Annotated in this window: 20 protein-coding genes and 1 tRNA gene; 17 read left to right on the forward strand and 4 right to left on the reverse strand. The window is 38.7% G+C overall.

Annotation, left to right across the window (positions count from 1 at the left end; all coding sequences use genetic code 11):
• From K1X82_09570 to K1X82_09585, 4 genes are all read right to left on the reverse strand, one after another.
• Positions 1-1,331, reverse strand: a 1,331-nt coding sequence (locus K1X82_09570; protein ID MBX7182349.1) for a CCA tRNA nucleotidyltransferase, incomplete at its 3' end; no start/stop codon positions are given.
• Between the two features lie 11 nt (positions 1,332-1,342).
• Positions 1,343-2,545 carry a bifunctional 3,4-dihydroxy-2-butanone-4-phosphate synthase/GTP cyclohydrolase II gene (locus tag K1X82_09575; protein MBX7182350.1) on the reverse strand — a complete coding sequence of 401 codons (1,203 nt, stop codon included), beginning with the start codon at positions 2,543-2,545 and terminating at the stop codon, positions 1,343-1,345.
• Between the two features lie 66 nt (positions 2,546-2,611).
• A complete protein-coding gene (locus K1X82_09580; protein ID MBX7182351.1) occupies positions 2,612-2,980 on the reverse strand; it encodes a sulfite exporter TauE/SafE family protein in 369 nt (122 codons plus the stop codon).
• A 103-nt stretch (positions 2,981-3,083) separates the two neighbouring features.
• Complete coding sequence (locus K1X82_09585) at positions 3,084-4,001, reverse strand: amidinotransferase (protein MBX7182352.1); 918 nt, start codon at positions 3,999-4,001, stop codon at positions 3,084-3,086.
• Positions 4,002-4,281: 280 nt separating this feature from the next.
• On the opposite strand from K1X82_09585, the gene K1X82_09590 reads away from it, so the two are divergent.
• The 17 genes from K1X82_09590 (at position 4,282) to K1X82_09670 (ending at position 21,891) form a co-directional block, all read left to right on the forward strand.
• Positions 4,282-7,212: a PKD domain-containing protein gene (locus K1X82_09590; GenBank protein ID MBX7182353.1), complete on the forward strand. Its 2,931-nt coding sequence runs from the start codon at positions 4,282-4,284 to the stop codon at positions 7,210-7,212.
• Positions 7,213-7,376: 164 nt separating this feature from the next.
• Positions 7,377-7,458, forward strand: a tRNA-Leu gene (locus K1X82_09595).
• 96 nt (positions 7,459-7,554) lie between these two features.
• Positions 7,555-8,901, forward strand: coding sequence for a hypothetical protein (locus K1X82_09600; GenBank protein ID MBX7182354.1), 1,347 nt, complete (start codon positions 7,555-7,557; stop codon positions 8,899-8,901).
• Positions 8,902-9,052: 151 nt separating this feature from the next.
• Positions 9,053-9,733 carry an ATP-dependent Clp endopeptidase proteolytic subunit ClpP gene (gene clpP / locus K1X82_09605; protein MBX7182355.1) on the forward strand — a complete coding sequence of 227 codons (681 nt, stop codon included), beginning with the start codon at positions 9,053-9,055 and terminating at the stop codon, positions 9,731-9,733.
• Between the two features lie 161 nt (positions 9,734-9,894).
• On the forward strand, positions 9,895-11,265 hold the full coding sequence (locus K1X82_09610; GenBank protein ID MBX7182356.1) for an NADH-quinone oxidoreductase subunit N: 1,371 nt from the start codon (positions 9,895-9,897) through the stop codon (positions 11,263-11,265).
• A gap of 64 nt (positions 11,266-11,329) precedes the next feature.
• A complete protein-coding gene (locus K1X82_09615) occupies positions 11,330-12,205 on the forward strand; it encodes a lipid A biosynthesis acyltransferase (protein ID MBX7182357.1) in 876 nt (291 codons plus the stop codon).
• Between the two features lie 51 nt (positions 12,206-12,256).
• A complete protein-coding gene (gene trmB, locus K1X82_09620) occupies positions 12,257-12,937 on the forward strand; it encodes a tRNA (guanosine(46)-N7)-methyltransferase TrmB (protein MBX7182358.1) in 681 nt (226 codons plus the stop codon).
• 10 nt (positions 12,938-12,947) lie between these two features.
• Positions 12,948-13,382 (forward strand): type II 3-dehydroquinate dehydratase, encoded by a 435-nt coding sequence (aroQ, locus tag K1X82_09625; protein MBX7182359.1) that lies wholly within the window; start codon positions 12,948-12,950, stop codon positions 13,380-13,382.
• Between the two features lie 28 nt (positions 13,383-13,410).
• Positions 13,411-14,397, forward strand: coding sequence for a S1/P1 Nuclease (locus K1X82_09630; GenBank protein ID MBX7182360.1), 987 nt, complete (start codon positions 13,411-13,413; stop codon positions 14,395-14,397).
• 51 nt (positions 14,398-14,448) lie between these two features.
• Positions 14,449-15,525, forward strand: a complete 1,077-nt coding sequence (locus K1X82_09635; GenBank protein ID MBX7182361.1) for a PA0069 family radical SAM protein — start codon at positions 14,449-14,451, stop codon at positions 15,523-15,525.
• A gap of 50 nt (positions 15,526-15,575) precedes the next feature.
• A complete protein-coding gene (locus K1X82_09640) occupies positions 15,576-16,568 on the forward strand; it encodes an MlaD family protein (protein ID MBX7182362.1) in 993 nt (330 codons plus the stop codon).
• Between the two features lie 26 nt (positions 16,569-16,594).
• A complete protein-coding gene (locus K1X82_09645) occupies positions 16,595-17,944 on the forward strand; it encodes a (Fe-S)-binding protein (protein MBX7182363.1) in 1,350 nt (449 codons plus the stop codon).
• Between the two features lie 26 nt (positions 17,945-17,970).
• Positions 17,971-18,759 (forward strand): (Fe-S)-binding protein, encoded by a 789-nt coding sequence (locus K1X82_09650; GenBank protein MBX7182364.1) that lies wholly within the window; start codon positions 17,971-17,973, stop codon positions 18,757-18,759.
• Positions 18,760-18,798: 39 nt separating this feature from the next.
• Positions 18,799-19,686, forward strand: a complete 888-nt coding sequence (locus tag K1X82_09655; protein MBX7182365.1) for an alpha/beta hydrolase — start codon at positions 18,799-18,801, stop codon at positions 19,684-19,686.
• Positions 19,687-19,758: 72 nt separating this feature from the next.
• Entirely contained in the window at positions 19,759-20,295 is a 537-nt protein-coding gene (locus K1X82_09660; protein ID MBX7182366.1) for a hypothetical protein, read from the forward strand.
• A 20-nt stretch (positions 20,296-20,315) separates the two neighbouring features.
• Positions 20,316-21,443 carry an N-acetyl-alpha-D-glucosaminyl L-malate synthase BshA gene (bshA, locus tag K1X82_09665; protein MBX7182367.1) on the forward strand — a complete coding sequence of 376 codons (1,128 nt, stop codon included), beginning with the start codon at positions 20,316-20,318 and terminating at the stop codon, positions 21,441-21,443.
• A gap of 112 nt (positions 21,444-21,555) precedes the next feature.
• On the forward strand, positions 21,556-21,891 hold the full coding sequence (locus K1X82_09670; GenBank protein MBX7182368.1) for a PUR family DNA/RNA-binding protein: 336 nt from the start codon (positions 21,556-21,558) through the stop codon (positions 21,889-21,891).
• Positions 21,892-21,915 lie beyond the last annotated feature (24 nt).

The raw sequence follows: 21,915 nt of genomic DNA on the forward strand, positions 1-21,915 counted from the left end.
TCCAGGATAGATTCACGGATGGAATTTTTGATGATTCCAATTTCTCTGCATGGGCCTAAGTTGAAATAAGCCATAATTTCTTCGCCGGAGATGGGAGGTTGCCAATTTCGTATTTGGTCTTTTTCTTCTACTTCTTTCAGTTTTTGTCGGACCAGTTGGAAATTAGCGAGGTGTTTTTTAACTTTTGCTTCGTTTTTGGAGGTGATATCTGCTTCACAAAGCATCATGAGTGCGTCAATGTCTTCACCGGCATCAAACAAAAGTCGTCTAACTGCTGAATCGGTAACAATTTCCTGGGAGAGTACAATGGGGCGGAGGTGAAGCTGAACCATTTTCTGAACGAATTTCATTTTTTCATTCAGTGGGAGCTTAAGTCGGGTAAAGATTCCCGGCACCATTCTGGCGCCGCGGTCTTCATGTCCGTGGAAAGTCCAACCATGTCCGGGTTCAAAACGTTTGGTCGGAGGTTTAGCGATATCATGCAGGATAGCCGACCACCTTAGCCAAAGGTCGTTGGAATTAGGGCAGAGGTTATCGAGAACCTGGAGGGTATGGTAGAAATTGTCCTTATGAGCTTTTCCGTTTTTAATTTCCACTCCATGCAATGCGGTCATTTCGGGAAAGATTAGTTTAAGTAATCCTGTGTTGAACAGTAATTTAAAGCCGATGGAAGGAATAGGGGCTAGGATTATTTTATTTAATTCATCAATGATTCTTTCTTTTGAAATGATTTCAATCCGGTGGGCATTTCTTGAAATGGCTTCCAAGGATTTTTCTTCAATTGTAAAATGAAGTTGAGTTGCGAACCTGATTGCCCTCATCATTCGAAGGGGGTCATCGGAATAGGTGATATCGGGGTCGAGTGGGGTTCGGATAATTTTGTTTTCCAGGTCAAGTAGGCCGTTAAAAGGGTCGATGAGACTACCAAAATCCTCTTTATTCAAGGAAAAGGCCATGGCGTTGATGGTAAAATCTCTTCGGTTTTGGTCATCTTCGAGGCTGCCTTGTTCAACAATAGGTTTACGGCTATCGGCGCGGTAGGATTCTTTTCGGGCGCCCACGAACTCTACGTCCCAGTCGTCGAGGGCTAACTGGGCGGTTCCAAAGTTTTTAAACACATTTACTTTGCCGGGTTTTTCCAATAATTGAGCAACCCTTTCAGCCAAAGCAATACCGGAACCATCGCATACAATGTCCAGGTCTTTGCAAGGTCGATTGAGTATACTATCTCTAACAAAGCCACCAATGATATAGGTTTTAAGGCCTAATTCTTTCCCGGCTTTGGAAATGGCAAGGTAAATTGGGTTATTACCTGTATCCAGGCGATTCATGGTTGAAATATTCAAACAGACCTAAGTTCATGACCCATTTTGTCACGTTTGGTTTTTAGGTAAAGTTCGTTGTGTTCGTTGCTTTTAATTTCGAGTCCTATATTTTCGACAATTTCCAAGCCATAACCGATTAGACCAGCCCTTTTTGTTGGGTTATTGGTAAGGAGTTTTATTTTAGAAACTTGCAAGTCTCTAAGGATTTGAGCTCCAACGCCATAATCTCTTTCGTCCATTCTGAAACCAAGTTCGAGATTTGCTTCCACGGTGTCTCTACCTTCTTCTTGAAGTTTATAGGCCTTTAGTTTATTCAGTAAACCAATGCCTCTTCCTTCCTGGTTCATGTAAAGGATAACGCCTTTTCCTGCTTTTTCTACCATTTCCATTGCTTTCTGCAATTGAGGGCCGCAGTCGCAACGGCAAGATCCAAAGATGTCGCCTGTCATGCAAGAGGAATGTACCCTAACCATAACGGCTTCTTCTTTTGTCCATTCTCCTTTTGTAAGGGCAAGGTGCTCTTGTCCGTTGGTAGTCTGTTTATAGGCAATTAGTTTGAAATTACCGTGAATGGTTGGCATTTGTACTTCCACCTGTCTTTCGATGATGGTTTCTTTTTCAATTCTGTATTTGATTAAATCTTCAATGGAAATTACTTTCAGGTCAAATTTTTTGGCGATTTCTTTAAGTTCAGGAAGTCGTGCCATTGTACCATCATCTTTCAGGATTTCCACCAGCACGCCTGCCGGTTCAAATCCTGCTAATCTGGCTAAATCAACGGTGGCTTCGGTATGTCCGGAGCGGCGAATAACGCCACCGGATCGTGCTCTAAGAGGGAAAATATGTCCGGGGCGGGCAAATTCACTAGGTTTAATGGAATTATCGATTAATGCCAGAACTGTTTTTGAGCGGTCTTGTGCAGAGATACCGGTTGTACAGCCGTGACCGAGAAGGTCGATAGAGACTGTAAAAGGTGTTTGGTGCAATGCGGTGTTGTCTTGAACCATGAGGCCCAAACCAAGTTCATCGCAACGGTCTTCGGTGAGAGGGGCGCAAACTAGGCCGCGACCTTCTTTAATCATGAAATTAATAACTTCCGGAGTTGCGTTTCTGGCAGCGGTAATGAAATCCCCTTCATTTTCGCGGTCTTCATCATCCACAACAATTACTACTTTGCCTTTACGAATATCTTCCAGGGCTTCTTCAATGGTGTTTAACATAGGAAAAAAATGGGTGCAAAGGTACAATTATAGCCCCAACCCCAACTGATAAAAGTTAAGAAAAGATTATTTGCCCGACAGCATTTTGATGGCCACTAAAATCAGAAAGCCTCCAAATACCTGTTTTACCAGTTTTTGGTCAAGGGAGATGGAGATTTTAGATCCGAAATAGGCGCCAACTACAAAGGCAAGAGAAATAAAAAGAGCGGCTCTTACGTCGAGGTAGCCCGCCTTATAATAATTCATAACAGCTAAAATTCCGACTGGTAAAAGCAATACTCCTAAACTGGTTCCTTGTGCGGTATGTTGGCTAAAGCCCATAAAATAAATTAAAGCCGGAACAATAATGATACCTCCGCCAACTCCAACAAATCCACTGAGAAAGCCGGCGAAAAGTCCAACAAACAATAAAAGAAGAATCACTTGAATACTCATGCTTCAAAGATAGGATTTTTACTGAAATGGTTTTGGAAGAGGTTGTATCTAAGCCTGGAATTTTTTATCTTAAGGAAATAAACCGATTTGATAAGGCATAGAATCAGGAGATTTCACAAATCATGCAACGGATACTGCCTCCGCCGTAATATTCAATGGTTGGAATTGGGATGGTAATTATTTTGGAGAATCTTCCGATGTCGGCCAATTGTTGTTGGTGGAAGCTTTGGTAAGCAGAAGTTGACATTAAAAGGAAGCTTTCCCCTTTGGGACCAAAAAGCTCGATGCAATTTCCACAAAAATTTCCGGCTTGATCCAGGCTGATTTCTATGATGGATTTACCCGTTCCGGCTAGTTTATATTGTAGTTTTTCTCTTTCTCGTTCATCTTTTATTGCCTCACTACAAATAATTGCGAATTCTTGGGTAATGGTAAAAATGACATTGGTATGGTAGATTGGTTTGCGTTGTTTGTCGAAAGCATGAAAAACGAACGGTTCCATTTTCAGGTCGGTGCAGAGGTTATTGAAAAGTTCTTCTTCGGTTCGAGGAGAGAGGCAGGCGTAGGCAATGTCGTATTCTTTGTCAAAGACGATACTGCCGGTTCCTTCCAGGTATTTTCGTTTTTGTTCGTATTTGCTGTAGTCAAGCAGCCTTTTTAGGTGAAAGAATTGATTGTCAAAAATGTTTTCAAGAATGTCCCATCTTCGTTCTTCCCTTCTGTTTTTGGCCATCATAGGATAGAGAACAACTGTTCCGTCTTCATGAAAGGAAACCCAATTGTTAGGGAAAATGGCGTCGGGTTTTTCCGGGATTGGAGTATCCTCTATTACTACTACTTCAAACTTGTATGATTTTAGGGTTTTTACGAATTCATCAAATTCCCTTTGTCCAGCTAGGGCAATAGCACCTGATTCAATATCAATAACTTGATGCTGAAAATGATTGCTGCCTGCTGTTTCGGGGTTAAATCCAAAATTGGCAGGCCTAACCAAAAGTATACACGAAGGAAAGGTAGTCAATAGGAAATTTCTTTTGACAAAGATGGTTTACCTTCACCTAGGGAAATGTATTTATAAAAAATGTAGTTAAGAAGAGATTGTTAAAAAGAGAAAGATGACAAAATGTAAAATATGTATTTTTATATATATTTGATAAACAACCACTTGAGTATGTATTTTGAAAAATTTAATTATGTTTTATATTGGCAAATTTGTAATAGTGTTATTTTCTACCTCACAAATGACTCTACTTTTGTATCCTGAAGTTCTGACCATAATCTAACCATTAAGTTTCTTCCGCATGAAAAAGATTTTTACCATTGTTTTATTTAGTTTATTTGCTTTACAAGTCCAATCTCAATGCAACATTCAACTAAGCATTGGTCAGGATACCACTGTTTGTAATACGGACTATCAATTCGTTCCATTTTTAGCGAATGTAACTCCGCCATATTCATTTCAATGGTACTACGGAGCCAATACCGGTCCTAATACTTCCTCTTTTACCATCGGAAGTTGTTCCAACACCATGGTTACCTTATATGTAACCGATGGTAATGGATGCCAAGCCGCTGATACAGCTTATGTGAGCGTTTATAAGGCCCAGCATGATACCGTTTTTTTATGCGGAAACCCTAATTCTATTTTAGATTTGGGACCTGGAGGAATAACTTACGACTGGTATGACTTTACAGATACAAATGGTTCTATACAATTCTTGAGCAATATTACCCAATTCCAGTCTAGCCTTGGTCCGGGTGTTTATACTGCCGTTGCTAATTTCCCGGGTTGTGGAATTTTGAATAGTACAATACCAGTAGTTTCGGGATGTCAAGGGCCAATAATTGAATGTAATACCAGTTTCGTTTATACTGCCCAGTTTTCATGTGGACAAGCCAATGTTGATTTTTTAGGTGCCGTCCAAGGAGAAGCACCTTTATCCTGGTTTTGGGATTTTGGTGATGGTCAAACTTCGAATGCTACTGATTTTGTTTCACATACCTATGGTTTTCCGGGAACTTACCATGCTATTTTGACTACGATTTCAGCAACCAATTGTATTTCAACATATTCGACCTATATTACAGTTCCTAATTCTTCTATAGTGGAGGTGTTTTTGCCTTCCGATACAGTAGTCTGCCAGGATATTTTTTGTGTGTATCCGATTATTTCAGGTGGATCAGGTTCTGGATTTTCTTATCAATGGAGTGATGGTTTTACGGATCCTATTCGTTGTTTCGAACATGAATACAACCAACAATTGTCATTTACAGTTTTTGATTTAGGAACTGGCTGTTCTGCTACCGATACCATTGTTTTTTCTGTTTTTAACGCCTTAATTAACGATACCTTCTTTTTATGTCAAAGTGGTGAAGCCTTGCTTGATTTTGGCCCTGGACCTCCTGGTACACAGTATTTTTGGCAAAGTTTTACAGATACAATGGGTAATATAAGCCCATTGACAGGTAATGGGCAAACATATTGGGCAACAGCAGCGGGTCAATACTTTGGATATGCCTATTATCCTGGTTGTGGTGCATTAACCAGCGTGATGAACGTTTTGCCATGCGAAGCCAGTTGTAACTCAGATTTTTTCTTCCAAAGTCTTCCAACCGCTTGTTACGATTCTTCCTATTTTGGTGTAAATACGCCTTTAAATGGCACTAATTACACTTGGAATTTTGGTGATGGACATATTGAAACCAGTCAGGATTCCTATATTCAGCATTTGTACTATCACCAGGGTAATTACCAGGTTTCTTTAACGGTTTCTAATAGTTATTGTACCAATACATCAATCCAAACTATTTCAGTTGTTGGTGATTACCTCGCCGTTGACATTGGGTCGGATACTTTAATTTGCAATGACTATTTTTCAAGAAACATTGTTCCACAAGGCGGTGCTGCACCTTATTCATACTTTTGGAACTTGCCAGGAAGCACTACCGGACAAACCCCTCCCTTGCCAATTGGGGCCAATCAATACCTAACCTTGTTGGTGATGGATGCCAATGGTTGTATGAATTCGGATACAGCATATGTTTCGGTGGCTCGAGACACTCTGATCACTTTGCCTGCCTGTCAGGTTTTTCTTGAGCTTTGCGCTATAATGCCTGATGCGCTTTATTATAGTTGGAGCAATGGTGATACAAGCCAATGCATATCCCAAATTCTCAATGGCGATAATATTCTGACTTATGGTTATGCTCAGGCAGGTTGCACAGCTATCCATCAGTCATATGAATCCCTTCCTTGCGTAAACAATGATTCAATCTGGCCTGGGGATGCTAATAAAGATGGAATAGTCACCAATTTTGATATTTTGAATTTGGGAATGATATTTAATCAAACCGGACCATCCAGGGTAGATCAATCAATTGGCTGGTATGCCCATGCCACAACTTGGTGGCCTAACTTTTTCAATTATGGTGTCAATCATAATCAGGCAGATTGCAATGGAGATGGGTTGATTTCTGCTGATGATACCTTGGCGGTTTCACAGAATTATTTATTGACGCATCAAAAAACGGAGAATTCTGATTCATTAGCCAACGCTTTTCTATATGTACAGGCGGTAGAAGATACCCTTGGTTTGAGCCAACAAGCAGTATTTAAAGTAATGTTGGGGAGTTCGGATATGAGTTTGGACAGTGTTTATGGAGTTTCGTTTACATTGAATTATTCGGCTTTGGCATGTCAGCCGGCTACAGCCTATTTGGATTTTGATAATTCTTGGTTAGCACCACCCGGCAACCAACTTTCATTTCAGAAATCAAGCATTGGGAGCATAGATATTGCCTTGACAAGGATAGATCAAACAAATCAAAACGGATGGGGGGAGCTTGGTAATTTTGTAGTAGTTACGACGGATAATTTATCAGGGGTAACCGAGTTGAATGTTACATTAGAAGATGCAAGGGCCATAACCCGAAATGGAACAGAGATACTATTGGGGACGAGGAATGATTCCATTCAATTGGTAACGGGTATATCAGAACTTGAAAATTTAGCTAGATCGATTTTGGTTTTTCCAAATCCGGCTAGCAAACGGATACAGGTTAGGTCTTCCGTTATAGTGCAAAGCCTTGAGTTAATGGATATTTCCGGAAGAGTAGTTGTTAAAGAGGAAGGTAATTTCTTGAGTTTAGATGGGGTAGAAGCCGGGTATTACGAGATAAATGTAAGCACAAGTAAGGGGGAAGTTGTCAAGAAAGTGATGGTTGAGAATTAAGGTTTATTTTTGGGAAAAAGGGCAAGGGAAACCTTGCCCTTTTTGTTTTGAATAAGGGTGTAAAGGGCTTAGGAAAAAAAATCTAATAAAATTTGTTTTTCAAATAAATTTACAACTATCTTTGCACCCCTTTTCAGGACGAACGTTCTTTACTGGAAAGCCACGCGGATGTGGCGTAATTGGTAGCCGCACCAGACTTAGGATCTGGCGGAGCGATCCGTGGGGGTTCGAGTCCCTCCATCCGCACTAAACACGGAATGTGATTCCGAACAAAGTGAAAATAATTCACTCTGCTCAGAGTCACATTTTTTTTTGACAAAACTTCAAGAATTACATCGATACATGAATCTTACTCTTCAAAAAATTGACGATCTAACAGGTTTAATCTCTATTGAAATTGAAACTACAGACTACAATCCTGTTGTAGAAAAGGCCCTTAAAAACGCTCAGAAGCGAGTTCAGATGCCCGGTTTCCGTCCAGGTCATGTTCCAATGGGATTGGTTAAGAAACTGTATGGAAAGTCTATATTGGCTGAAGAGGTTAATGAGATTGGTTCCAAGGAGCTGATGAAATACATTGATGAGCAAAAATTGGAGTTAATAGGTTCTCCACTTCCAAGCGAATCGAAAGATTTTGAAGGTAGTTTTGAGAATCCTTCCAAGTTTGTTTTTCATTACGATATTGCATTTATCCCTTCTTTTGAGGTGAATTTGGATAAATCGAGAAAGTTCGAGCAAAAAATGGTTGGAATTTCCGAAACTATTTTGAATGAGGAAGTGGAAAAGCTAGCACAACGTTACGGCACTATGATTGATGTTCTTCGTCCGGAAAGTGATACCGATATGTTGTTTGTTGAGTTGCAAGAGGTGGATGGTGAGTCCAATGTTGTTGAAGGCGGTTACAAAAGAGACACTTTCCTTTCCTTGTACGGAGTAAATGATCAAGCTACAAAAGATGCTCTATATGGACTAAGTGTTGATTCGACTGTGGTAGTAGAGAGTAAGAACTTATCTGCCAATGAAAACGATGCTGCCTATCTTTTTGGAGTAGAGAAAGAGAAACTGGATACTGTTCCTGCTCAGTTGCTTTTAAAATTGACAAAAGTTCGTCAAAATACCAAAGCTGAGCTTAACGATGAGTTTTTTGCAAAACATTATCCGGATGGTTCTGTTAAAAGTGAGGACGATTTGAAAGAGGAGTTCCGCAAGCAAATTGCAGGATATTATGATAATGTAAGCGACCAAATGTTGTATTATTCTATTCAAAAGGATTTAATTGAAAATACACAAATGGTTCTTCCGGTGGATTTTTTGAGAAGGTGGTTGTTGGCTGTAGATAAAGATATCACTGTAGAAAAATTGAATTCTGATTTTCAACGGTATGCCAATGGCATCAAATGGGAATTAATTGAAGGGAAGCTTATCAGTCAATTTGGCATACAAGTTGGCCCGGAAGAATTGAATGAAGCAATCCGTAAAAATATTCGTGAAAGGTTCATGCAATACGGAATCAGTAACATTGATGACGAAACTGTGAACAAGGTTTTAATGCAGGAGATTAAGGATCAAAAGGCATTAAAAGCCCACCAAGATAGGGTATTGGATGCCAAAATCCTAGAAGTGGTGAAAGCCAACTGCACAATTGACATAGTTGAAGTTCCTGAGTCGGAATTTTTCCCAGTTGCCTAATTTTTGATGGCAATCCAATTGGATTTTTAGGAAAGAGATAAGAACATTAGGAAGTGGAAAAGTTCATAAATAGCTTTTTCTTGATTTCTTAGTGATACCTATCATCGCATATTGGAAATCTAATTAGGATTATTCATTAAAAAAAAACATTATGTACCCATTCAGAGAAGACGAATTTCGCAAGTATGCCATAAAGCACAAAGGCATAAACAGTAACGTATTTGACAAGTATTCTAAAATTACAGCTGATTATATTTCACCAACCATTATCGAGGAGCGTCAGCTAAACATTGCCACTATGGACGTGTTTTCACGTTTGATGATGGACAGGATAATATTCCTTGGTGTAGGAATCAATGATTACGTTGCCAACATTATTCAAGCTCAATTGCTTTTTTTGGAAAGTGTTGATGCTTCAAAAGATATTCAAATTTATATGAACACCCCAGGTGGATCAGTGTATGCCGGTTTAGGAATTTATGATACTATGCAATACATTAATCCAGATGTTGCCACAATTTGCACAGGAATGGCTGCATCCATGGGCGCTGTTTTACTTTGTGCAGGAGAAAAAGGGAAACGCACCGCATTAAAACATGCCAGAGTAATGATTCATCAGCCTTTAGGCGGTGCTGAGGGGCAGGCTTCCGATATTGAAATTACTGCCAGAGAGATTCAGAAACTTAAAAAAGAGTTGTATGAAATTATTTCTCGTCATTCCGGACAGGAGTATGATAAGGTATGGGCAGATAGCGATCGAGATTACTGGATGACTAGCTTCGAAGCGAAAGATTACGGAATGATTGATGAAGTATTAGAAAGGAAAGCTTAAAAAAAAGGGAGCCATTGGCTCCCTTTTTTTTTGATTTTTTTTTGGTCATCTAGGAGTAAAGAAATCCTTTTGGTCTTAAGTTTATAAAAACCGAAAGGTTGTTTATTAAAGCTGAATAATCGAAGCTAAATTCTGCTACCTTCGCAGCCGCTAAAATACAAATGAACGCACTCATTTCTTTGTCTGCCCTTGGCATAATTGCCATGTTATCGGAGTTGTTTAATTTTAAAAGAATCCTTTATCCTGTTGTATTGCTGGGCCTCTTGGTAGCATTTGGGCTTAATGTCATGGAATGGGGGCAATACAAAACTTGGTATGGGATGATGCTTGTTGATAAATTTGCCTTAGCTTTTTCAGGTGTTATAATATTAGTAGGATTGCTTTGGTTTTTATTGGTTTCAGAGCATCATTACGACGAAAGTCACACTAGTGATCATTTTGCAATTTTCCTTTTTGCTATGGCAGGAGCAATTGTACTTGTGTCATTTAGTAATTTAAGTATGTTGTTTATTGGTGTGGAAATTCTTTCCATTGCCATGTACATTATGGCTGCGAGCAAAAAATCAGATTTAGCCAGTAATGAATCGGGATACAAGTATTTTCTGATGGGATCGTTTGCAACAGGATTTTTATTGTTTGGTATAGCATTGATTTACGGGGCAACCGGGACTTTTGATTTGACTAAAATTACTGCTTTTGTTGCGGATAATAAAAATCATCTTCCTTCTATTTTTTATGCAGGATTACTTATGATGTTGGTTGGTCTTTCATTTAAGGTATCGGCTGTTCCTTTTCATTGGTGGGCTCCGGATGTTTACACTGGTGCACCTACATTAGTTACTGCATTTATGTCAACTATTGTAAAAACAGCTGCATTTGCTGCTTTTTTAAGGTTGTTTTACACTTGTTTTGCTGGTGTAGACTCTTTTTGGAGTCAAGTTGTAGTATTAATTTCAGCAGCTACAATTCTGTTGGGAAATATTACAGCCCTTGTTCAAAATGACTTCAAACGGATTTTAGCCTATTCAAGTGTTGCACATGCAGGTTACATGCTCATGGCAATTCTTGCAAATAATTCTAAAAGTGGCAGTAGCATGCTGTATTATTCTTTGGCTTATTCTATTTCATCCTTAGCAGCCTTCGGGATTCTATTGGCAGTTGCCAAGGTTAAGGGAAATACACAAGTATCTTCCTTTAAGGGGTTAGCCAAGTCGAATCCAACTTTGGCATTTGTAACTATTGTGGCCATGCTTTCCTTGGCCGGTATTCCTGCTACAGCTGGATTCTTTGCTAAATATTATGTTTTTACAGCGGTTATAGCAAATCATTACACCGGTTTGGCTTTGATAGCTATTTTGGGTTCTTTAATCAGTGTATTCTATTATTTAAGAATAATCATTGTCATGTTTGAGGGTGAGGAAGGTCAAGAAATTGAACAAGGGGTAGCTACCAAAGTGTTATTACTTTCTTGTGCGGTTCTTACCATTTTATTTGGCATAATGCCGGATTGGATCATAGGATTACTTAGCTAAATATTTTTTGTTTTTTTCTTTCCTCCATTGTTTGACTGAGAGATACTAAGCGCTTTATTCTAACATGGCTGAGTGGCAAGGTAAGACTAGGGGTGGTTTGTTGGGGTACCAGATTTTTGTTTGGTTACTGAAGCGTTTTGGGCTCAATGCGGCCTATTTGTTACTCTATTTTGTTGCATTTTACTTTATCCCATTTGCACCAAAGGCCACCAAAGCATTGTTTCAGTTTTATCGAACTCGCTTAGGATATGGCTTATTCGCAACTTGCATAAGTATTTACAGGAATTATTATGCTTTCGGACAATCCTTAATTGATAGGGTGGCAATTAAGTCTGGAATTAGTAAGAAGTTTAGCTATTATCATGATGGGGATGAGAATCTTTCTGCTTTGGTAAAGGAGGGAAAAGGTGGTTTTCTAATTAGTGCCCATATTGGAAATTGGGATATCGCAGGATTCTTTATGAAACGATTGAATGGGAAAATTAATATTGTTATGTATGATGAAGAACACAATCAAATCAAGGAATACTTGAAAAGTGTTGGTGAAACGTCTTCTGTAAACATTATTCCGATCAAGGACGATTTTAGTCACATCATTGCCATAAAAAATGCGTTGTCTGAAGGTGAATTAATTACTATGCATGGTGATCGATTTAGGGAGGGTAATCGGACCATAAAGTTGAAATTTTTAGGGGAGGATGCTTTTTTCCCTCAAGGCCCTTTTTTGTTGGCAACTAAGTTTAAAGTGCCTGTTTCTTTTGTGTTTTGTGTGAAAGAATCTAAGTATCATTATCATTTATTTGCAACTCCGGGTAAGGTGTTTTCGTCTGTTGAGGAACTATCTTCCGTATATTCCTTGGGATTGGAAGAAAAAATAAGGAAGTATCCCATGCATTGGAACAATTATTATGACTTTTGGAAAAATCCCAATGAGTCTTAATTGGAAATAGTGTTCCTTTGTGCTATTACTAAACCATCGAATTATTAGAGATTGGCAAAAAAGAAATTACAACGTTTCGCAGAAGTTGAAACCTTTGGGAATACTTTCCATTTAGGGTATGAAGAGTCTTTATTAGGACACAGTCTAAAGGGGAAATGGAAAAAGGATTTTTTTAAGAATGATCATCCATTGGTTTTGGAACTTGGCTGCGGAAAGGGAGAATATACCGTTGGTCTTGGTCAACGTTTTCCGGAAAAAAATTTTTTGGGGATAGATGTAAAAGGCGCTAGGTTATGGAAGGGGGCAAAATTCGCATGGGAAAACAATTTAAAGAACATTGGATTTGTAAGATCAAGAATTGACTTTATTCAAAGTTTATTTGGTTCTAATGAGGTAGATGAAATATGGATTACCTTTCCTGACCCTCAACCACAAGATAGTAGAGAAAACAAAAGATTAACCGGACCTAATTTTTTGGTTAGGTACAAAACTTTTTTAAAAGCCGGAGGGATAGTCCATTTGAAAACAGATAATCATGGCCTATTTGATTATACAGTAGCCTTGTGCAATGCAGTTGGAAATCCAATAGAATTTGCAACCAATGACTTGTATGCTCAATCGGATGATTCTAATCCTACTGTTTTGGAGGCAAAAAGCATTCAAACTTATTACGAAGGAAAATACCTGGCTAAATCAATTACAATTTGTTATTTAAAATTTCGCTTGGCCTAATAGCATTCCTATGAGAATCCTTATAATAAACGGACCTAATTTAAACTTGCTTGGGAAAAGGGAACCATCCATTTATGGGGACCTTAGTTTTGATCAGTATCTGGAAGAGTTAAATAAGGAGTTCAACGAACGTATTGATTACTTCCAGAGCAATGTGGAAGGAGAATTAATTAACAAAATTCATGAATTTGGATTTTCAAATGTTGGTATTATTCTAAATGCTGGGGGGTATTCTCATACCAGTGTGGCTATTTCGGATGCAATTGCAGCAATTGAATCACCTGTTGTTGAGGTTCATATTTCCAATGTGTTCGCTAGGGAAGAGTATCGTCACCACTCCTTGTTAAGCAAGAATTGCAAAGGGGTTATTGTAGGTTTTGGATTATCCGGTTATCGGATGGCCATACAGTGGTTGTTGAATACTTACCAAAAATCAGCGAAATAGGTTCAGTGCTTTCTGTAAATTTGTACTTGTGAAGTACATCCGATTAATCATTTTCATTGTTGGAATTCTCCTGCCAAACTTAATTTCTGAGTTTGCCTTTTCTTGGGGCTTCTTTGGACATCAGCGTATTAATCGCATGGCTGTAATGACCTTACCACCTGAAATGGTTGGATTTTACAAACGACATATTGATTTTATCACAGAGCATGCTGTTGACCCTGATAAACGCAGGTATTCAAATAAGGATGAAGCTGCAAGGCACTACTTAGATGCAGATCATTATGGCCAAGAGCCTTTTAAAGCCCTTCCCAAACGTTGGAAGGATGCAGTGGCAAAATTTACTGAAGATACCCTTAAAGCTTATGGAATAGTTCCTTGGCATATCGAAAAAATGTACTATCGTTTAAAGGATGCATTTATAAAACAAGATGTAGATCGTATTCTAATTGTTTCTGCTGAAATAGGTCATTACATAGCAGATTCCCATGTTCCATTACATACAACCGAAAACTATAACGGACAATTGACAGGTCAAAGGGGAATTCATGGATTTTGGGAAAGTAGAATTCCGGAATTAAAGGCTGAAGATTATGATTATTTGGTAGGTAGAGCAAAGTATATCCAAAATCCGCTTGATCTGGCCTGGAGTGCCGTTAAAGAAAGTTTTGCAGCTAAAGATTCTGTTCTTGACTTTGAACGTAAGCTTAATGAGTCATTCCCGAAAGATAGAAAGTATAGCATAGAATCAAGGGGAGCAACTACTATTCAGGTTTATTCCGTTGAATATACAAATGCATACAATCAAATGCTCAATGGTATGGTTGAACGAAGAATGAGATCCTCCATACTAGCTGTTGGAAGTCTTTGGTACACTGCCTGGGTGGACGCAGGAAAGCCTAATTTGGAAAAGTTTTACAACAAGGAAGTTTCTGATTCATTAAAAAGGGAATTGGCACAGGAAGAAATTTTAAACGCCGGTGAATCGAAATCTCTTGGTAGGGATTGTGAACATTGATTGGATGTACTTCATCTGTTTGAGTTTTGTGTAAGTAAACACCAGTAATTTGTGGACAAGGATAAAAAATTTGGTGATTATATAAAAGGGAGAGGGGCCCAAATTGTAACTGCTAACCGCTTTCTAAAAACACATTATGATTCTTCCGGCTTAGATGGAATTGATTCACCGGATGATTTTTCTAAGTCCACCCGGTACTTTGTTGAAAATCCTAAACAAATCGTCAATAAAGTGGATAGTCCCGATGTATTTCTGGATTATTCCGTTAATCCTTATCAGGGATGCGAACATGGTTGTATCTATTGTTATGCTCGGAATTCGCATCAATATTGGGGTTTTAGTTCAGGATTAGATTTCGAGCAGAATATAATAGTCAAGCAGAATGCACCTCAATTATTAAGAGAGTTTTTTGATAAGAACTCTTGGCGACCTGCTACAATTGCCGTTTCTGGTAATACAGATTGTTATCAACCATGTGAAAGCAAGTTTAAGTTGACAAGAGGCCTTCTGGAGGTGTTTTTGGAATATAAAAACCCGGTAGGAATAATTACAAAGAATGCCTTGATTGCCAGGGATATCGATCTGCTAAAAGAATTGGCCAAGGATAATTTGGTTCATGTGATGGTGAGTATTACAACATTGGATGAAGAATTGAGAAGAAGCATGGAGCCTAGGACTGTCAGTGGCAAGAAGCGTTTAGAGATACTTTCTGAATTGTCTGAAAATGGCATTCCATGCGGTGTTTTGGTTGCTCCAATAATTCCGGGTTTGAATAGCATGGAAATCCCGGAAATATTAAATGCAGCCTCCCAAGCCGGTGCAGTAAATGCCGGTTACACCATGGTAAGACTTAATGGTGATATTGCGACCTTATTTCAAGATTGGATTGAAAAAACCTTTCCTGATAAAGCCCAAAAAGTTTTAAGTCAAATCGCCGATTGTCATGGTGGAAGCCTTCAGGATAATCGGTTTGGTATCCGGATGAGAGGTGAAGGAAAAGTGGCAGAGGCTATTCGTCAACTATTCAAAATATCCTATGCAAAATCATTTCAAGGAAAGAAGGCACATACATTAAATCATTCCTTGTTTAAACGTCCTCCAAAACATGGGCAAATGGAGCTCTTTTGATTATTGCACCAACAGTATTTTTAGTATGTTTGCAACCTTTCCTACGAAAATTGAAATTTAGAAAAGAAATAATCATTGGCCTGGTGGTAATTTTAACCGCAGGTGCCTCCATTTGGGGAGTTAATTTCCTAAAAGGTAACGACGTGTTTACCAAGGAGTTAATATTTAATGTTATCTACGATAGGGTAGATGGCCTGGTTGAAACAAGCCCGGTATTTTTGAATGGTTTGAAAGTTGGCCAAGTCAAAGAAATTGGACTTGCATCTGATAATTCAGGACGGATTTTGGTCAAAGTCATGATTTTTGACAGAAACCTGCAAGTGCCTGAAAATTCTGTTTTTAAGCTTACTTCTAATAGTGTGCTTGAACCCAAAAATCTTCAATTGATTTTGGGGGATACCAAATCCGGAAAGTTTTTAAAGACAGAGGATGAAGTGGTTGGTATCTATGAGCAAGGATTGATGGAGAAGTTTGATCCACTGGAAAAAAAGGTGGAGGCAGTCATTGATAACGTTAACAAAATTTTGGAAGGAGTTAAAACCATTTTGGATCCTAAGGTTCAGGAAGGATTAAAACGAACATTGGAAAATTTGGATAAAACCATGACCAACCTTGAAAAAACTTCGGTAACACTTGATGCAACTATGGTGGATGCCAATGCAAGATTAAAAAAGATTTTGGGAAATGTTGAAAATTTGACAACAACCTTGGACAATAACAAAGGAAAAATCGCCAATTTATTAGATAATCTTAGCAGTGTAAGTGATAGCTTGAAAGCTGCTCGTTTGAAAACTACCATTAACAATGCATCTGCTGCTATTGATCAATTGAATAATACCTTGGCACAAATAAATAGTGGTCAAGGCTCACTAGGTAAATTAGTGAAAGATGAAAAGCTATACAATGATTTGGATCGTTTAGCATTGGACCTGGATTCATTGCTTACCGATGTAAAAGCCCATCCTTCAAGATATGTTAAGATTTCCGTCTTTGGTGGAAAAAAAGAAGAAGGACATAAGCTTCAAATGAAAGAAGAAAAATAACCTAACGTTTTAATATACAGGAAACTATGCAATTCGGAATAACAAATGTGATTTTTCTGGTTCTGCTAGGTGTAACAGGTTTTGTTGCATTTAAAAAGTATGCCAGCTTGATTCGTAACATCCGTTTAGGTAAGGATTTAAATCGAAATGATCGGTTGGGTGATCGACTCAATGTTTTATTGAGGGTCGCTCTAGGCCAATCGAAGATGGTGGTTAGGCCGGTTGCCGGAATTTTTCATATATTCGTTTATGTGGGATTTATTATCATTAATGCAGAGTTGCTGGAGATTATTGTTGATGGCGTTTTTGGTACTCATAGGGCATTTAGTTTTTTAGGCCCCGTTTATACCATTCTGATTAATTCGTTTGAAATACTTGCTGTGCTTGTTATCTTGGGTTGCTTGGTTTTTTTGGCGCGAAGAAATGTTGTTAAATTGAAGCGTTTGAATATGAAGGAATTGGTTGGATGGCCAAGAAACGATGCTAACATTATCCTCATCACTGAAGTTTGCCTGATGTCTGCCTTTCTGATTATGAATTCGGCAGATTGGTATCTTTCAACCCAAGTTTCAAAATTTCCTGTTGTAGTTAAAGAGTTTGGATTGGAACATTACGCCCACAGCGGAGTAAGTGAAAATGCCTTTTTACTCTCTCCATGGATTAGTGGATGGATGCCCGGAATTAATTATATAGTATACATTGAGCGTTTTTGTTGGTGGTTTCACATTATTGGAATTTGCGGGTTTATTATGTACCTTCCATATTCTAAGCACCTTCATATTTTGTTTTCTTTTCCCAATGTGTTTTATTCCAATTTGGAGCCAAAGGGTAAATTCAATAACCTGGAAAGTATTACCAATGAAGTGAAAGCAGTATTTGACCCTTCTTTCACACCACCGGCAGATGCAGTTCCAGGAAAATTTGGTGCAAAGGATGTTTCTGATTTAACTTGGAAGCAATTACTTGATTCTTATACCTGCACTGAGTGTGGACGATGTACCAGTGTTTGTCCGGCAAATACTACCGGTAAACTATTATCTCCTCGCAAAATAATGATGGCAACCAGGGATCGCCTTGAAGAGGTTGGAAGAGGTCTCGATACCCAAGGCCCTGATTTTAAGGATGAAAAGTCTTTGTTGCATGATTATATTACTCCTGAAGAATTATGGGCTTGTACCTCTTGCAATGGTTGCACAGAAGCTTGTCCGGTAAATATAGATCCATTGAGTATTATTATTGATTTGCGTCGGTATTTGGTTATGGAAGAGTCAGCTCCTCCAAGTGAATTAGCAACGGTTTTTGCCAATATGGAAAACAACGGGGCTCCTTGGCAATTTAGCCCGGCAGACCGACTAAATTGGGCAAATGAAAATTAATTGTTGAACCTGAAAATCCGAATTGAATGAGCGAACTAAAAGTAAAAACCATGGCAGATTGCCTTGCTAATGGTGAAACTCCAGAAATCTTGTTTTGGGTTGGTTGTGCCGGTAGCTTTGACGACAGAGCAAAGAAAATTACCAAAGCCATCGTTAAAATATTGAATAAAGTAGAAATGTCTTTTGCTGTACTTGGAACAGAGGAGTCTTGCACCGGTGATCCTGCAAAACGTGCCGGACACGAATTCTTGTTTCAAATGCAGGCAATGAACAATATAACTGTGATGAATGGATATGGTGTCCAAAAAATCGTGACCGGTTGTCCTCATTGTTTTAATACCTTAAAAAATGAATATCCAGCCCTAGGAGGAAACTATGAAGTTATTCATCATACTCAGCTTATTCAACAACTTATCAATCAAGGTAAGCTAAAAGTGGAAGGTGGAAATTTTAAAGGTAAAAAGATAACCTTCCACGATCCCTGTTACCTCGGTAGGGCAAATAATGAGTATGAAGCCCCCCGTGAAGTAATTGCGAAACTAGATGCTGAATTGGTTGAGATGAAACGAAGCAAAGCTAACGGCTATTGTTGTGGTGCAGGAGGAGCTCAAATGTTTAAAGAGGCAGAGCATGGCGATAAAGAAGTTAACATTGAACGTAGCGAAGAGGCCTTGGCACTTGAACCAGCTATCATCGCTGCCGGTTGTCCTTTCTGCAATACCATGATGACCGATGGGGTTAAGCACTTTGAAAAGGAAGAATCAGTTAAAGTTTACGACGTAGCAGAACTAATTGCTCAGGCTGCTGATTTGTAAAATTGTTAAGGCTTTAGGGCTGAAAAAGGGAAAGAAGGAATGCCATCGTTTCGTAGTAAATTGGTTTATTGGGTTACCAAAGGAGTCGTAAAAACGTTCTATAATCCTCATTCGTCTATTCAACGAATTCGTAAGGAGTTTGTAATTACAACCAAATTAATACCTCAACGCAGTGCAGGTAAATTCGAATCCGTTACCGTGGATGGAATTCCTTCTTTGTGGGTAATTCCGGATAAAATTACCAGCTCAAAAGTCGTTCTGTATTTTCATGGAGGTGGTTATTCTGTTTGTGGGCCTGAAACACACAAGAATATGTGTAGTATTATGGCCAAGGAGTCAGGTTTAAAGTTTCTGTTAATCGATTATCGACTTGCCCCTGAAAATCCTTTCCCTGCAGCAATTGAGGATGCCTTAAAAGCTTATTCATGGCTGCTTAAAACCTATGATGCCTCTCAAATTATTTTTGGTGGCGATTCTGCTGGTGGTGGACTTACCGTTTCAACCTTGCTAAGTTTGAAAGACCAGGGTAAGAAGTTGCCTTACAAAGCATTTTGCCTATCTCCTTGGCTTGATTTGGCTTCAACCGGCCCTTCCTATCAAACCAATCGTAATAGCGATGCCTACATCGATTATGCCAGTATTAGACGTTGGTCCAAGTTTTATGCCGAAGAATCTATGCATAAACATCCCCTCGTTTCTCCATTGTACGGCGATTTAACCGGCCTGCCTCCAATGATGGTGCAGGTAAGTAGTATCGAAATACTCATGTCTGATAGTGTTGAGTTCGCCAAAAAAGCCAAAGAAGCAGGAGTAGATATGGACCTTGAAATTTGGGAGGATATGGTTCATGTTTGGCAAATGTGGACAGGAATTTTACCGGAAGCACTTCAATCCATTCAAATGTTGGCCAAATTCATTAAATCCTAGCTTACCCCTTTTCGGTTTAGTTGTTGGGTTTGCCTTTTTCAATTTGTTTTTTCCTATTACATTTGCAGTACTTTGAAAACAAAAATTCTATTAACCGTTTTTTTAAGCTCCTTGCTCTTTCTGCTTTTTGCTTGTAACAGCGAAAAAAGCCTGGTAACATATACCGTCGAACAAGGGAATCTGAAAAAAGTACTTAGTTTTCAAGGCGATTCTGCCAAACATAAATTGGCTAAAGAAGTGGTCTTTTCTTTAAATGACCAAAAGGTTTCAGAAATTAACTTTAAAAAAGGACTCTTGAATGGTGCCTGGATTACTTATTGGGAGAACGGCCGTGTTAAGGAGGAAGGAAACTATTCCAAAGGTCTGAAAAATGGAGTTTTTAAATATTATGATTCCAAAGGGAAATTATTGCTTGAAGGTGAAATGAAAAATGGATTAAAGGATGGTGTTTGGATAACTTGGTACGATGAAACCCAAAAGGAAGAGGAAAGAACCTATAAAAATGACCAATTGGAAGGCAAGTATAGTTATTGGTTCATAGATGGTAGTTTGAAAAAGGAAGAGTTTTACGAACAAGGAAAAAAACTCAAGGAAACTGTTTATCAATAAGGATTCCTAAATCTCCGCTTATGAAAATCGGTATTGTTTGTTATCCCACCTATGGAGGCAGTGGCGTTGTCGCTACCGAATTAGGAATGGCTCTTGCCCAAAAGGGACATGAAGTTCATTTCATTACCTATAGCATGCCTTTTCGATTAGATCAATTTTTACCGAATTTGCATTATCACGAGGTTACGGTTAATGACTATCCTCTTTTTGATTATCAGCCGTATGAGTTAATTCTGGCAAGTAAATTAGTGGACGTGGTAAAATATGAAAAACTCGATTTACTGCATGTTCATTATGCCATTCCGCATGCATCTGCTGCCTATATGGCCAAACAAATCCTGGCCTCTCAAGGGGTAAAAATTCCATTTATTACAACCCTGCATGGAACAGATATTACTTTGTTAGGTAAGGATGAATCGTTTGAACCGGTTATTTCTTTTGTTATTAACCAAAGTGACGCGGTTACCGCTGTTTCTGAAAGCCTTAAACAGGAAACCTATCAACACTTTGCTACTAATCGTTCCATTGAAGTTATTCCAAACTTTATTGAATTGGACTTGTATCAACATCCAAATTTGGGTTGTGCAAAAGAACGTTACGCTCCTAACGGAGAAAAAATATTGATGCATATCTCTAATTTTAGGCCGGTAAAACGAGTGGAGGATGTGCTAAGAGTGTTTTCTAAGGTTCGAACTGAAATTCCTGCTAAGCTATTATTGGTTGGTGATGGTCCGGACAGGCATAAAATGGAGGCATTGTGTCGGGAATTAAACACCTGCGACGATGTGAAATTTTTGGGAAAAATGAAAGGTACCGAGGATATTCTTTCCTTGGCCGACCTCTTTCTTTTAACCTCTGAAACGGAAAGTTTTGGATTGGCTGCCTTAGAAGCCATGGCTGCCAAAGTACCTGTGGTTTCAACCAATACGGGCGGTATTCCAGAAATTAATGTACATGGCTTTAGTGGTTTGTTAAGCAAGGTTGGGGATGTAGAATCCATGGCTAAAGATGCCGTTTACATCTTGTCCGATGTTCAAAGACATAAACAGTTTAAAGAAAATGCCTTCCAACAAGCCCAGAAATTTACCCTCGAGATCGTCTTACCTCAATACGAAAAGCTTTATAAATCAGTCGTAGGAATTAACTAAGAATGACAAGGTTAACAGAAATTTAAGTTTTTTTTTGAAAAAGGTTTGGATTTCAGAATATTTCTATTTTTGTCCCAATCAAGTCATCGAGGTTAAAGATAAAAAAGTACTTATGGAAGGTTACGAAAATCAAGACAGGGAAATATTCTCAAAAGCGGTTAAAGCAGGTAAGCGCACTTACTTTTTTGATGTTAAATCAACAAGATTGGATGACTACTACCTGACTATCACCGAGAGCAAGAAGAAATTCGATATGGACGGAAGATTCACCTACGTAAAACATAAAATTTTTCTGTACAAAGAGGATTTTGAAAAATTCAAGGGAGGATTGGAAGAAGTAATGGAGTACATCCTTCGTGAGCGTCCTGACATGCCCGTTAGGAATAACAATGGCATCCCGGATGGCAATTCCTACAATTCCAATGTGGATTTCGAGGATCTAGGATAATCAGTTTTTAAACTTTAGCTTTAC

This window comes from Bacteroidia bacterium, from assembly GCA_019695265.1.
Classification (GTDB): Bacteria; Bacteroidota; Bacteroidia; order JAIBAJ01; family JAIBAJ01; genus JAIBAJ01.

What these genes read in the sequence shown, in the direction of transcription:
- K1X82_09575 (MBX7182350.1), bottom strand. Translation starts at nt 2,545, where the DNA reads ATGTTAAACACCATTGAAGAAGCCCTGGAAGATATTCGTAAAGGCAAA.
- K1X82_09580 (MBX7182351.1), bottom strand. Translation starts at nt 2,980, where the DNA reads ATGAGTATTCAAGTGATTCTTCTTTTATTGTTTGTTGGACTTTTCGCC.
- K1X82_09590 (MBX7182353.1), top strand. Translation starts at nt 4,282, where the DNA reads ATGAAAAAGATTTTTACCATTGTTTTATTTAGTTTATTTGCTTTACAA.
- K1X82_09600 (MBX7182354.1), top strand. Translation starts at nt 7,555, where the DNA reads ATGAATCTTACTCTTCAAAAAATTGACGATCTAACAGGTTTAATCTCT.
- clpP (MBX7182355.1), top strand. Translation starts at nt 9,053, where the DNA reads ATGTACCCATTCAGAGAAGACGAATTTCGCAAGTATGCCATAAAGCAC.
- K1X82_09610 (MBX7182356.1), top strand. Translation starts at nt 9,895, where the DNA reads ATGAACGCACTCATTTCTTTGTCTGCCCTTGGCATAATTGCCATGTTA.
- K1X82_09615 (MBX7182357.1), top strand. Translation starts at nt 11,330, where the DNA reads ATGGCTGAGTGGCAAGGTAAGACTAGGGGTGGTTTGTTGGGGTACCAG.
- aroQ (MBX7182359.1), top strand. Translation starts at nt 12,948, where the DNA reads ATGAGAATCCTTATAATAAACGGACCTAATTTAAACTTGCTTGGGAAA.
- K1X82_09645 (MBX7182363.1), top strand. Translation starts at nt 16,595, where the DNA reads ATGCAATTCGGAATAACAAATGTGATTTTTCTGGTTCTGCTAGGTGTA.
- K1X82_09650 (MBX7182364.1), top strand. Translation starts at nt 17,971, where the DNA reads ATGAGCGAACTAAAAGTAAAAACCATGGCAGATTGCCTTGCTAATGGT.
- K1X82_09655 (MBX7182365.1), top strand. Translation starts at nt 18,799, where the DNA reads ATGCCATCGTTTCGTAGTAAATTGGTTTATTGGGTTACCAAAGGAGTC.
- bshA (MBX7182367.1), top strand. Translation starts at nt 20,316, where the DNA reads ATGAAAATCGGTATTGTTTGTTATCCCACCTATGGAGGCAGTGGCGTT.
- K1X82_09670 (MBX7182368.1), top strand. Translation starts at nt 21,556, where the DNA reads ATGGAAGGTTACGAAAATCAAGACAGGGAAATATTCTCAAAAGCGGTT.